The 12,957-nt window shown below is 54.5% G+C and carries 13 protein-coding genes; 3 read left to right on the top strand and 10 right to left on the bottom strand.

Annotation, left to right across the window (positions count from 1 at the left end; translation table 11 throughout):
• Positions 1–217 precede the first annotated feature (217 nt).
• From efp to MHI24_RS05770, 3 genes are all read right to left on the bottom strand, one after another.
• Positions 218–775 carry an elongation factor P gene (gene efp, locus MHI24_RS05760; protein ID WP_340024616.1) on the bottom strand — a complete coding sequence of 186 codons (558 nt, stop codon included), beginning with the start codon at positions 773–775 and terminating at the stop codon, positions 218–220.
• 45 nt (positions 776–820) lie between these two features.
• Positions 821–1,891: a Xaa-Pro peptidase family protein gene (locus tag MHI24_RS05765; RefSeq protein ID WP_340024617.1), complete on the bottom strand. Its 1,071-nt coding sequence runs from the start codon at positions 1,889–1,891 to the stop codon at positions 821–823.
• A 77-nt stretch (positions 1,892–1,968) separates the two neighbouring features.
• Positions 1,969–2,460, bottom strand: coding sequence for a YqhR family membrane protein (locus tag MHI24_RS05770; protein WP_340024618.1), 492 nt, complete (start codon positions 2,458–2,460; stop codon positions 1,969–1,971).
• A 148-nt stretch (positions 2,461–2,608) separates the two neighbouring features.
• Here MHI24_RS05770 and MHI24_RS05775 point away from each other — a divergent pair, with 148 nt between their 5' ends.
• Positions 2,609–3,613 (top strand): DUF1385 domain-containing protein, encoded by a 1,005-nt coding sequence (locus MHI24_RS05775; RefSeq protein ID WP_340024619.1) that lies wholly within the window; start codon positions 2,609–2,611, stop codon positions 3,611–3,613.
• 7 nt (positions 3,614–3,620) lie between these two features.
• Positions 3,621–3,959 (top strand): hypothetical protein, encoded by a 339-nt coding sequence (locus tag MHI24_RS05780; RefSeq protein WP_340024620.1) that lies wholly within the window; start codon positions 3,621–3,623, stop codon positions 3,957–3,959.
• A gap of 423 nt (positions 3,960–4,382) precedes the next feature.
• Here the strand turns inward: MHI24_RS05780 and MHI24_RS05785 are convergent, their stop codons facing one another.
• The 3 genes from MHI24_RS05785 to mntR form a co-directional block, all read right to left on the bottom strand.
• Positions 4,383–5,369, bottom strand: coding sequence for a patatin-like phospholipase family protein (locus MHI24_RS05785; RefSeq protein ID WP_340024621.1), 987 nt, complete (start codon positions 5,367–5,369; stop codon positions 4,383–4,385).
• 65 nt (positions 5,370–5,434) lie between these two features.
• Positions 5,435–7,105: a family 10 glycosylhydrolase gene (locus MHI24_RS05790; RefSeq protein ID WP_340024623.1), complete on the bottom strand. Its 1,671-nt coding sequence runs from the start codon at positions 7,103–7,105 to the stop codon at positions 5,435–5,437.
• Positions 7,106–7,283: 178 nt separating this feature from the next.
• Positions 7,284–7,709: a transcriptional regulator MntR gene (mntR, locus tag MHI24_RS05795; RefSeq protein WP_340024624.1), complete on the bottom strand. Its 426-nt coding sequence runs from the start codon at positions 7,707–7,709 to the stop codon at positions 7,284–7,286.
• A 192-nt stretch (positions 7,710–7,901) separates the two neighbouring features.
• Here mntR and splB point away from each other — a divergent pair, with 192 nt between their 5' ends.
• The gene (splB, locus tag MHI24_RS05800; RefSeq protein WP_340024625.1) at positions 7,902–8,978 is read left to right on the top strand and encodes a spore photoproduct lyase; all 1,077 of its coding nucleotides are present in this window, start codon (positions 7,902–7,904) and stop codon (positions 8,976–8,978) included.
• Positions 8,979–8,986: 8 nt separating this feature from the next.
• Here splB and MHI24_RS05805 read toward each other — a convergent pair whose 3' ends face one another.
• From MHI24_RS05805 to MHI24_RS05820, 4 genes are all read right to left on the bottom strand, one after another.
• Entirely contained in the window at positions 8,987–9,700 is a 714-nt protein-coding gene (locus tag MHI24_RS05805) for a cytochrome c biogenesis protein CcdA (protein WP_340024626.1), read from the bottom strand.
• A 74-nt stretch (positions 9,701–9,774) separates the two neighbouring features.
• Entirely contained in the window at positions 9,775–10,578 is an 804-nt protein-coding gene (locus MHI24_RS05810) for a metal ABC transporter permease (RefSeq protein WP_340024627.1), read from the bottom strand.
• A gap of 601 nt (positions 10,579–11,179) precedes the next feature.
• Positions 11,180–11,929: a metal ABC transporter ATP-binding protein gene (locus MHI24_RS05815; protein ID WP_340024628.1), complete on the bottom strand. Its 750-nt coding sequence runs from the start codon at positions 11,927–11,929 to the stop codon at positions 11,180–11,182.
• A gap of 34 nt (positions 11,930–11,963) precedes the next feature.
• Positions 11,964–12,950, bottom strand: a complete 987-nt coding sequence (locus MHI24_RS05820; RefSeq protein ID WP_340024629.1) for a zinc ABC transporter substrate-binding protein — start codon at positions 12,948–12,950, stop codon at positions 11,964–11,966.
• Positions 12,951–12,957 lie beyond the last annotated feature (7 nt).

A 12,957-nucleotide genomic window follows, 5' to 3' on the forward strand; every position in this document is an offset into this window, starting at 1 on the left:
CATGCGTTAATGGTTTCACAAAATAAACCGCCCAATTTTAAAAAACCGGGCTTAACCCCGAACCCTCCGCGGCCTGCTTAGGCTCTATTCTGGTGCACTAATGCACCTTATTTGCTCCTCCAGCCCGCCGCAACAAAAAGACCCCCGCCGCAGCAAGCGGGGAGGCCATAAGCGAGCTACAGCACCTAAAGAACTGAAGGCTCCTAAATACGTAATACTAAGCGCGGGAAATATACTTTCCTTCGCGGGTATCGATCAGGAGCATGTCGCCTTCATTGATGAACAGCGGAACCTGTACGGTGTGGCCGGTCTCCAGGGTAGCGGATTTGGTTGCGCCTTGAGCGGTGTTGCCCTTCACGCCCGGCTCAGTTTCAGTAACCTTCAGCTCTACGCTGGTAGGCAGGTTGATCCCGAGAATTTCGCCCTGGTAGCTGACAATGTTCACGGTCATGTTCTCCTTAAGGAAGTTCAGCTCCCATTCGAGCTGCTTGGCCGACAATTCGAACTGGTCGTAAGTCTCGTTATCCATGAACACATGGTCCGAGCCGCTGGCGTAGAGGTACTGTACCCCGCGGTTCTCGATGATCGCACGGCCAATTGTTTCACCGGCGCGGAAGGTGCGCTCTACAGTGTTGCCGTTGCGCAGGTTCTTCAGCTTGGAGCGGACGAACGCCGCGCCTTTACCCGGTTTCACGTGCTGGAAATCGAGGACGGTGAAGATGTCCCCATCTACTTCTACGGTCAAGCCTGTCTTGAAATCATTAACTGAAATCACAATAATCCCTCCTGGAATCGATAAATGAACTTGGATAAAATAATCTTACAGCACCGTATAATCCTTCGATGAATGTGTCAGCAGCTGAATGCCGCTCTCGGTGATGACAATATCATCTTCAATCCGCACGCCGCCCAGGCCTGAGAGATAGATCCCCGGCTCTACGGTAACGACCATGCCGGGCTGCAGCACTTCGTCAGCCAGCTTGGACAGGCGCGGCCATTCATGAACCTCCATACCCAGCCCGTGGCCGGTACTGTGGCCGAAGTATTCCCCATAGCCGTAACGGGTAATGATATCGCGGGCCAGCGCATCACATTCGCGTCCGGTCATACCGGGCTTAATATGGGCCAGAGCATGAAGCTGCGCTTCCAGCACCACATCGTAGATTTCCTTCAGCTTGGGGTCCGGTGTTCCCAGCGCAATGGTGCGTGTGACATCGGAGCAGTAGCCGTCCAGCAGCGCGCCGAAATCGAACGTAACGAATTCGTTATTCCCGATCACTTTGCTGCTGGCTACCCCATGCGGCATAGCGGAGCGTTCGCCGGAAGCCACAATCGTATCGAACGAAGACGAGGTCGCCCCGTGCGTCCGCATGTAGAATTCCATCTCCAGATCGACATCACGTTCAGTCATGCCCGGCTTGATTACATTCAGGATATGACTGAACGTGGCGTCAGCCAGATCGGCTGCCCGCTGCATAATCACCAGCTCTTCCTCATCCTTGAACATACGCAGGTTCTCGACCGTCTTCGACAGCGGCACCAGAACTGCAGGCTGAAGCGCCTCCGCATAGGCGGTGTAAGCGCTGAAGCTGACATCATCCTGCTCGAAGCCGACCCGGACTTGTCCGCCCTGCGGCAGCAGCCCGCGCACGGTGTCGATGAATTTCGTGTCATGCTGCACTACCTTCAGGCCTTTAACCTGTTCCGAGGCCTGTGTCATATACCTGAAGTCAGTCAGCAGATAGCTGTCATCACCGGTAACCAGCACAACCCCGGAGGAGCCGGTGAATCCGCTCAGATAACGGCGGTTATAACCGCTGGTAATTAACATCGCATCCAGTCCCAGGTCCTGCAGAACCTTGCGCAGCCTGGAGACGCGCTTGTTGCCCATTTTCATTCTCCTCTCGAAATAGCCACATTGTATTTTAACATAGCGGCATACCACCTGAGAAGTTTTTTCGGAAGGCCTTAGGCCAGCTTTGTCTGCTGCTCCCGCTTCCGCTCATCTGTATACTCAATGGCTGCGGTATATCCGATGAATAACCCCCATAGAAGGAACAGACAGAATTCACTGATCACCGTGTCCCAGGGCAGCTTGAACGGCGGCTGCAGCAGGAACAGGCGGGAACCGGCCAGGAACAGGGCAGACCACCAGAGTACCCCGTAGATCATCCCCGGCCAGGGCCCGTTCAGCCTGCGGAGAATGAACACGTAGATCATGGAGACCAGCACGGAGAACGCTATGAAGAATAGATATCCGAGCAGATGCCCGGCTGGCGTCATCAGGAAATCATGCTTGAAGAAGGGCTCCGCCAGGAAGCCCGGAAGCACCTTCGTGAAATGCAGGACATACATGAGCCAGCGGGCACCACCCCAGATCAGGCCGGCGAAAAAGCCCAGCTCGACAGAAAAATAAAACGGATTCGTATGGACGGACGTTTGCTTGGTTCTAGATGGCATAGCGCTGCCTCACTTTCCATATGGGTTGATCCGGCTTCTCTCTCTGTAGCTAGTATGTACAACAAACGGCAATCCAACTAGTAATGTAGTTTAAAATTAGTTACAATGTATTATATAAATCATATCAAATTACGGGAAGGTGAATTGGTTGTCCCAGGAAACTCCCAGTTACGGCGGCCAAGCCGTCATTGAAGGCGTCATGTTCGGCGGCAAGCATATCAACGTAACAGCCGTAAGACGGAAGAATCAGGAGATTACATTTTTGGAGGTGCCGAAGAGCGATAAGCGCTGGGTCGTTAAGCTGCGCAGGATTCCGCTGCTTCGCGGCATTGTCAGTATTATAGATTCCAGCGCCAAAGGCTCGAAGCACCTGAATTACTCAGCGGAATCCTACGCTGAGGACGAGACGGAGCCAAAAGAACTGGCGAAGCAGCAGGCAGAGGGCAAGGATAAGAAGAAGGACGAGGGCTGGAGTCTTGGCATGATTTTCGGCGTCGCCGTCATGGGGATTCTCTCCTTCCTGTTCGGCAAGCTGATTTTCACCCTGGTGCCTGTGTTCGTCGAAGATTTTTTATTCAAGAACGTATTTGACAACTACATTCTGCACAACCTGGTGGAAGGCGGCATTAAGCTGATTCTCCTGCTGATCTATCTCTGGGGGATCTCACAGACCCCGGTGATCAAGCGCCTCTTCCAGTATCACGGTGCAGAGCATAAGGTCATCAGCGCATTTGAAGCCGGTGAAGAGCTGACCGTAGAGAATGTTCAGAAGTACAGCCGTCTGCATTACCGCTGCGGAAGCAGCTTCATGATGCTGACCATTATCCTCGGTGTCATTATCTACTCTGTCGTTCCCTGGGATAGCCTGATGGAACGGGTGCTGCAACGGATCGTCCTGCTGCCGGTGGTGATCGGAATTTCGTTCGAGGTTCTGAAGGGCACCAACGCCGTAAGAGATGTTCCCGGCCTTAAGTATCTCGGGTATCCGGGACTGTGGCTGCAGCTGTTGACCACCAAGGAGCCCAAGGACGATATGGTAGAGGTATCGATCGCTTCATTTAACCGGATGCGGGAGCTGGACGCCGCAATCGAAGCCAGAGGATATTCGGAGGCAAGTGTGTCAGGCGGCATATTGGATCCTGCGAAAGGATGAGTGGCCCATGATCAGACATGCTTTGATTTTTTGGATTACGACAGTGCTGGCTTTATGGGGGCTGGTGGTGGATGTGATGACACGGGGCCTGATGGCCTTCTCCTTCCTCATCTTCCCGCTGATTCTGGTGGCGCTGATCTATTACGCCTACAAGGTTGGTCCCGGAAGAATGGGCGGCGGTCCCGGACGGCCGCGCACCAGAGTGAAGCCTTCCGCCAAGACGATGGCCAAGGTTGCCGGTATCCGCAAGACCAGCTCCTCGCCCGGCAAGCGCAAGAGCTATCCCTTCCAGGTTATTGAAGGCAGCAAGGGCAAGAACGACGAGCAGCTGCCCAAATATCACTGAATGCTGCAAAAGGGGCTGTCCCAAAGTGACAGCCCCTTTTATTGTGAAATTATGTATGCGGAAAACAGCATACATTTGCCGATGCAGGCATGTAGCCCGAATGTATGCGAAAAACAGCATACATTTGCTGGCGCGCAGGCGTATGGCCTGAATGTATGCGAAAAACAGCATACATTTGCTGGCGCGCAGGCGTGAGGCCCAAATGTATACGGAAAACAGCATACATTTGCCGATGCGCAGGCATGTAGCCCGAATGTATGCGAAAAACAGCATACATTTGCTGACGCGCAGGTAATATCATCGATGGGAACAAAGTTCTATTGCGGAGCGTCCCCTTTCCCAAGTGCTAACGCTGAATCTACTCCAGCATAAAGAGCTATCCCAAGCAGCCGTTTCACGGCTTCTGGGATAGCTCCTTTTTGGTTAGCGGCCGGGAACAGGAGCCGCCGGAGGAGCAGGCTGCTTCCACAGCTTCGCCGGAAGGCCGGGCCGCCAATTCGTGAAGAAGTCTTCCCCGGCTGCCAGGCCGGCTTGATATAAAGCTTCGGTCTGCTCCTTGGAAATACGGAACTGGGTGGTTGAGATTCCCAGCGTCGGGATTTTTACGGTACGGACGAACTTATCGGTCTCGATATACCGTTCGTCATGGGCGGACAGCATGGTCTCGATGAGCGCCTCCAGCATACTGAACGGCCCGGTGATGTTATGCGGATGAGGCGCAGTCTTCCCGATGAGCTGGTAGCCCACGGTCGGCGTCCTGCGCTCAGGCGACTTGAAGCCCTCCGGCTGCTCATCGAACAGCCAAAGCGGGAAATTGCTCAGCACCCCGCCATCCACCATATAGACCCATTGACCGGCAAAAGGCTTTCCCCGCGCCGCCTCCCCCGCCACCCGCAGAATTACCGGATCGAAGAAATAAGGGATGCTGCAGCTCATGCGCACCGCCCTGGCCACTTCAAAGCTGTCCGGGTCTATCCCGTATAACGGCAGATCATCAGGCAGGACCACAATCCGCCCGCTGGAAATATCCGAAGCGATAACTCTCAGCTTACCCTTCGGCAGATCACGGAACGTAACCACCCCCTTCTCGCGCAGCAGGCCGCGTATCCAGGATTCCAGCGCCTCGCCCGAATACAGCCCCTTCTTGAGCAGCACCCGCAAGGCCGGGCCGATGTACGCTGTATTGAATAGCGCCCCGCGCTTCAGGAAAGCGGTGAACGGGGTCTGCCGGATGATCCGGCTCAGGGCCTCCCCGCTGTAGCCCGCTGCCAGCAGCGAGGCGATGATCGAGCCTGAGGAGGTGCCTGCTACCTTGCCGAAGGTCCGGCCCGCCCGCTGGGTGGCCTCTACCGCGCCCGCAAGCGCAATGCCTTTGACCCCTCCGCCTTCAAATACCGCGTTAATCTCCATACATAGCAAACCCCCGTTCCATAGCGTTATTGTTATCTATGTCTACGGGGGAGTATTCATGACATTCAGGAATTGAAATAAAAGCTCAGCAGGCTGGCCAATCCGTAAGGGTTGCGGACAACGATATCATTCGCCCGGAACAGGATGCTGCCGGCCACCTCATCGTATTTCTCATTGTATTTGAGCTGGTTGATAATCTGCTCACCGCTCTGCCATTCTGCCGTCTGCTTGGTGTCCCCGACTTTGTAGGAGGCCAGACCGATATACAGCTTAACGTTGGTTCCGGCGACCTCCTTCACCCACCAGTCCACCAGCTTATCGTACCGCGCGGCATTGAAGGATAAGCTCCAGTAGACCTGGGGAGCAACATAGTCGATCCAGCCCTTCTGAATCCATGTCCGTACATCGGCATACATGTCATCGTACGCAGAGACGCCAGCGGTCGTATCGGAGCCGGTGCTGTCCATCTTCTTGTTGCGCCATACCCCGAACGGACTCACGCCATAGGAGACCGACGGCTTGGCGGCATGAATCTCCTGGCCGAGCTTCTGGATGAACTGGTTTATATTATCCCGCCGCCAATCTCCTTTGGATACGATGCCTTGGGAGTTGTAGGACTTGAAGGCAGCATCATCGGCAAAAGTAACATTGGACGGATAAAAATAATCATCCAGGTGCACGCCGTCGATATCATACCCTCTGACCACTTCCATCACTGTGTCGATAATATGCTGCCGAGCTTCCGGGATGCCCGGATTAATGTAGAACTTGTTCTCCGCCTTAACCATCCATTCCGGGTGCAGCTTCGCAACGTGGTTCGCGGCAAGCCCGCTTGTTGAGGCATCGGTCGTAGCCCGGAACGGGTTGAACCAGGCGTGCAGCTGCATCCCGCGGCTGTGGGCGCTGCTGACCATATACGCCAGCGGATCATAGCCGGGCTCCTTCCCCTGTGTTCCGGTCAGTACCTTGGACCAGGGAACGAGCTGCGAAGCATAGAGCGCATCTGCCGAAGGCCTTACCTGCACGAACACACTATTGAATCCGGCGGCCTTCAGCTTGTCCAGCAGCGTGTCGAACTCCTTGCGCTGCTTGTCGGCATTGCCCGCTGAAGAGGTGGAGGGCCAGTCCAGATTATATACCGTGGATACCCAGGCTCCCTTCATGGCCTTGCTGTTCTTGGCTCCGGGAAGGGTCGGTATAGTCGGCGACGGCACCGTCGGGATAGGCACGGCAGGTGTAGGTGCCGGAGCCGGGGTAGGGACCGATGGTGCTTCAGGTGTAGACGGTCCTCCAATCTCGATGTTGGAATACAGGGAGATATGCTTCGCGGCCTGATCCCACACTACCTGCAGCCCAAGCTGCTCGCTTACGAACCGCAGCGGAACCATTACGCGGCCCTGCGTGATCTGCACTGAGGTGTCCAGGGAGACGGAAGCCCCGTTCACGATGGCGCTTGTACGTCCGCTGGTCAGCTTCAGGACATCATTTCCTTTGCTGATCGTAGCGGTCTTGCTAACCTGATCCCATTTCACACCGGCGCCCAGCCCCTGGCTGATCACTCCGGCCGGAACCATGGTTACATTCGTCCGTGTAATATAAGGCGGTACATCCGGGCGAAGGGCCTCCCCGTCCAACTCAATCGTAATCTGCACGGCAGCTGCCTTAACCTTCGGCGTCCACACCGGAAGACACAATATAACCACAAGTAATGCCATGATCCATTTACGGTAATTCATAATTCCTCCCAGATTGTAAAAAATATATTTATGTACAAAAACGGCCCTCTCATCCTCTGTTCAGGGAGAAGGCCGTTCTTTTGTAAACGGAAATCTTCCTTAAGCCGAAAAAGGAACATATCCGTTTTGACGTAAATAAACTGGAAAGGTTGCGCTAATCAAACAAAAAAAGCCACATTTACGAATCGTTGGCCATCTCATGGTGAATATCGTATAAGGTCTGCAGACGCGCTTCATCCCGGCGGAAATACTCCACCAGCGTTTCGATCCGGGTGATGGAATCCCAGCTCAAATGGTGCTCAATGCCTTCAACATCCTTATAAATATGCTCTTGCTGTACCCCGATTATCCCGAGGAATTCCTCGAGCAGCTGATGGCGGTCGACAAGACGTTTTCCCACTTTTTTGCCTTTGCTTGTTAGGACAAGCCCACGATATTTCTCATAGATGAGATATTCGTCCTTATCCAGTTTTTGGATCATCTTGGTCACAGATGAGGGATGGACCTCCAGCCCCTCGGCAATATCCGAGACCCGCGCATACCCCTTCTCGTCGATCAGCTTGTATATGCGCTCCAAATAATCCTCCATGCTGGGTGTTGGCATTCTGGCTTACCTCTTTTCTATAATGAACGTAACGTTGGGACCATGCCTTGCTCTAACCATGATACATGTTTCTGCCGCCCCTTGGCAAGTCCTGCCGGTCCGCCGCTCCCCTGCTTAGCGATGATTACCATGATTCCATCCGCCTGAGAATCGGCACAATAAGGGCATCCTCATCCTAAGGAGTGTGACAAGATGTCCTTACTAACGCCTGAACGCCCTCCTGCGGCCAGACCGCGCAAGCCGACCGGACTGTTCATCCCGGAGCTGGTTTACTTTGAACCGGATGCCCTTAACTATCCCAAAGGCGAGCGGATTATGGAATGGGTCAAGTCCCGCAACATCCCTTACCGCATGACCACCTCGCATAACCGGATCACGAATCTGCCCGGCGAGTCAGAGCTGGAGCAGTACAAAATCGCCAAAAGAACCCTCGTCGTCGGCCTGCGCAAAACGCTCACTTTTGACCAGTCCAAGCCGTCGGCAGATTATGCGATTCCGATTGCGACCGGCTGCATGGGCCACTGTCATTATTGTTACCTGCAGACCACGCTGGGAGCCAAGCCCTACATCCGCGTCTATGTCAATACAGGGGATATCATCGATGCCGCCAAAAAATATATCGTGGAGCGTTCCCCGGAAATTACCACCTTTGAAGCCGCCTGTACCTCTGATCCGCTGGGGCTGGAGCATATTACCGGCTCCCTGGCCGAGCTGATTGAATTCGTGGCCGAAGAACCGCTCGGGCGGCTGCGCTTCGTGACCAAGTACCAGCATGTCGAGCCTCTGCTTCATTTGAAGCATAATGGCCATACCCGCATCCGCTTCAGTGTGAATGCCGATTATGTTATCAAAAACTTTGAGCCGGCCACCGCCCGGTTCGAGGAACGGATTGAGGCTGCCGGACAGATCGCCCGGGCCGGTTACCCGCTGGGCTTCATCATTGCCCCGATTATCTGGCATGACGGCTGGGAGGAGGGCTATGCCGAGCTGCTGGCCAAGCTTAAGGATGCACTCCCGCCAGAAGTCGGCAAGGGCCTGACCTTCGAAATGATCCAGCACCGGTTCACCAAGACGGCCAAGGCTGTCATCGAGAAGCGTTATCCGAAGTCGAAGCTGGAGATGGACATGGAGAAGCGCAAGAAGAAATGGGGCAAATGGGGCCAGAACAAATATGTCTACCCGGATGAACAGCAAACCGCCCTGCGCGAATTCATCACAGAGCGGATTTTTGAGCATTTTCCCGAGGCGGCGATTGATTATTTCACTTAAGCGTCAGCCTAGAAAATCAGCCAGCTCGGCGTCATATCCTGCAGCCAAATCGTAATCCGGAACATCTGGTCCGTGAACAGCAGGATTCCCATAAATACCATCAATCCTCCGCCCAGCTTCATGAGCAGATTGGAGTATTTCAGAATCTTCCTTGCACCGGAGAGGAAAAAGGCCAGGCCGAAGAACGGCAGCGCAAAGCCGATGCTGTACGCTGTAATCATCGTGAACCATGTTCCCGGGTCGCTGGCGGACAGCGCAATAATCGCCGTCAGAATCGGGCCGATGCACGGCGACCAGCCTGCCGAGAACCCGATGCCGAAGATGAAGGAGCCGAGGTAGCCCGCCGGCTTCCATTTCAAGTTCAATTTACGTTCCCGGAGCAGGAACTGCGGCTGGAACAGGCCCAGCAGGAACAGGCCCATCACGATAATCAGAATAGCCGACAATTGGCGGATCAGGTCGCGCTGGCCGTTGAAGAATTCGCCGAACAGTCCGGCTCCGAAGCCTAAGGTGTAGAACACGGCCGAGAAGCCCAGGATGAACGCCAGCGTATGCGAGAGGGTCCGGAGACGGACCTCTTTGCTGTTGCTGCCGCTCTTCAGCTCCTGCACCGATAATCCGGTGATATAAGACAGATAGGAAGGATACAGCGGCAGACAACACGGCGAAATGAACGAAGCCACTCCGGCGGCAAAAGCGATTCCTGCATTCAGATTGGACACGGGGCGCTTCTCTCCTTCCATACTCGGGGATGATCCGGTTATGTAGTTGACTTGGGCTGGCCTTTAGCTTTAGTTTAGGTGGGCAGCCCTTTTTTGCCGATCAGCGTCAGCGTCAGCAGCGCAATCAGCAGCAGAACAATCGTTGCTCCCGGCGCCAGGTTCCATACCCCGGCAATGACAAGTCCGGCGATGACGGCAATCTCAGCGATGATTACTGACAGTATAACCGAAGATTTGAAGCTGCGCGACAGCAGCAGGCTGACCGCTACGGGAATGGTAAGCAGCGCCGAGACCAGCAGCGAACCGACAATCTTGATCGCTGTACTGATTACGAGCGCCGTCAGCACGGTGATCAGCATGTTCAGCAGCTTGACGGGAAGTCCGCTGACACTGGCAGCATCCTCCTCGAAGCTCAGCAGGAAGAACTCCTTGAAGAACAGGCTGACTACCACTACCACCGCTATCGTTACAATCCCCACTACAATAAGGTCCGTATTATTCAAGGTATAGATGCTGCCGAACAGATAGCTCATGACATCTGCATTATACCCTTTGCCCAGGGTGAAGAACAGGGAAGCCAGCGCCACCCCGCCCGACATGATGATGGCGATGGACAGCTCGGCATAGGTTTTGTACGCCTTGCGCAGCTTCTCGATCGCAAACGAGGCGGCCACGGCGAAGATCAGCCCCGCGCCCAGCGGATACAAGCCGGTCAGGAAGCCCAGCGCTACCCCGGCGATGGTCACATGCGCCAGCGTATCGCCGATCATCGACAAGCGCCGCAGCACGAGAAAAACGCCGATGAGCGGCGCCGTAATGCCAATCATCAGCCCGCCGGTCAGCGCCCGCTGAAAAAAGTCACTAAAGAGGATTTCCAAGGTGTTCTCTCCTACAATTTCAAAGTATAAAACCTTTTACTTCAAAAGCTTTATCAAGCCCTTTATCGATCCCTCCCAAACCCTCCCTTCCCCAAGGGAGGGCCCCAAAGGGCTGCACCCTCTGGACTCCCGCTAAGTGCAATTGGCGAGGGAGAGAGGGTGGCGCAGCTTAGAGAAGTTGGCGGAAGGATCGCTTTGCCTCCCTGCGGGATACGCTTTACAGAGGGAGGGATCTACTCACGTCACAAGATTAAGATCAAAAGACTAAGGGATCGTCCTATGTTATACAATGGACGATCAACTGATTTAGATCGTCCTATGTTGCACAATGGACGATCCGGACAACAGATTAGACCAACACCTTCCCCCTCGATTGCAGAACGTACAACAGAATCGTCAATTTTGAGCGTATAATCTGATTCTGCTGTATTTTGTACAATTGATATCGGCAGAAGGGCTGGAAAATAGCCGGTATCAAAAAATCTAATGTACAAACTGCAACAGAACTGGGAATGTGGCGGCAATACGAGCAATCTGATGTACAAAATGCAATTGGTAGGCAACTACGATCAGGACAACGAGTATTGCCAAGCAGCTGCGATCAGGACAACGAGTGCTGCAGGTTATCGACTTCGCAGTTCTGCGCTTCATGCGAGTGGCGGCAGTAGAAGTTGATTTTACCGTTCTTCTGGACCGGCTCGCTGCCGAGGTAGTTCTTCATCATATCGATATCATGCGACACCATCAGGAAGGTCATATGGTGATGGGCGTGCATATGCATGATCAGCTCGAAGAAGCCGGCCTGGGTCTCGGCGTCGATGCCGACGGTAGGCTCATCCAGAATCAGCAGATCAGGATGGTTGATCAGGGCACGGGCCAGGAACACACGCTGCTGCTGGCCGCCGGACAGCTGGCCGACTCTTTTCTCCGCGATGTCCTGAATCCGCATCACTTCCAGTGCGTCCTCACACTGCCGGTGCTGGGCTTTGGAGACCCGCCGGATCAGGTTCTTGTTGTTGTAGAGGCCCGACAGCACCACCTCGCGCACGGTAGCCGGGAACAGCGGATTGAACGCATTCTTCTGCGGCACGTAGCCGATCCGCTCCCAGTCCTTGAACTTCCTTACAGGCTGGCCGAATAGCCGGATCTCTCCGCTAGTGGCAGGCAGCAGACCGACAATCATCTTCAGCAGCGTCGTTTTGCCCGCACCGTTGGAGCCGAGGATTCCGAGGAAGTCGCGTTCTTTTACCGTGTAATTCAGATTGGAGATGACCTTCTGCTCGCCGTAAGAGAAGGACAAATCCTGTATTTCGATCATATGCTGATGGCAGTCCAGGGATACCGGTTGCATGTGAAGTACCGCCTTTCACTTATTACTTTCCTTATTATTGTAAGGCCTGAATGAGATTTTGCAAATTGCGCTCCATCAGCGTGAAGTAGTTATCCCCGTTCTTCTGCTGGTCCTCGGTCAGCCCCTCTACCGGATTCAGCACCATCGTGGACACGCCCGTTTCACTGGCCAGCGTCTTCGCCAGCTTATCGGACACAAGCTCCTCGAAGAAAATATAACGGATGCCCTCCTCCTTCACCAGCGCCGCCAACTTCACCAGATCCTGCCCCCGCGGCTCGGCATCCGGTGACAGCCCCATGATCGCGTGCTGCGACAGGCCGTAATCCCGCGCCAGATACGCGAAGGCCTGATGGGATACGACAATCTCCTTATTAGGCAGCTTGCCCAATTCCTCGGTGAACTTCTGATCCAGCGCGGTCAGACGGCCGGCCAGCTTCTGGTAACGCTCCTCGTAACCGGCAGTATGCTCAGGGTCAACGGATTGAAGACTGTCCTTGATGTTCTTGGCCATCACAAGCGCTGACTTCGGACTTACCCAGGTGTGCGGGTCGGTATGCAGGCTGTCGCCATGCCCGGCTTCCTCCCCTTCGCCTTCACCTTCATGCTCATGACCGTGATCATGCCCGTCCTCTTCATCGCTCTTAATGAGATCCACTCCGTGGCTGACCTCTACGGCCTGTGCCTTGCTGTCACTGTCCAGGCTTTTGAGGAAGTTCGGCACCCAACCTTCAAGTCCTGCGCCGTTGTAGAGAAACAGCTGTGCTTTGGACGTATTTATAATGTCCTGGCTGCGCGGCGTCCAGTCATGCGGCTCAACACCAACGGGGAGCAGGTTGATGACATTGGCATCCTCCCCCCCGATCTCACTGGCGAATTCATATATAGGATAAAATGTCGTAACAACATTCACTTTACCTTCCACGATATTCCCGCTGCTCTTCGGACCACATGCGGCCAGCACCAGAACCAGCAGCAACGCAACGGCAGGCAGCAGCCGTCTAACCATCCTTCTAGATAACATCTCTCTA

The sequence above is a fragment of the Paenibacillus sp. FSL K6-1096 genome (assembly GCF_037977055.1).
Lineage (GTDB): Bacteria > Bacillota > Bacilli > Paenibacillales > Paenibacillaceae > Paenibacillus_AQ.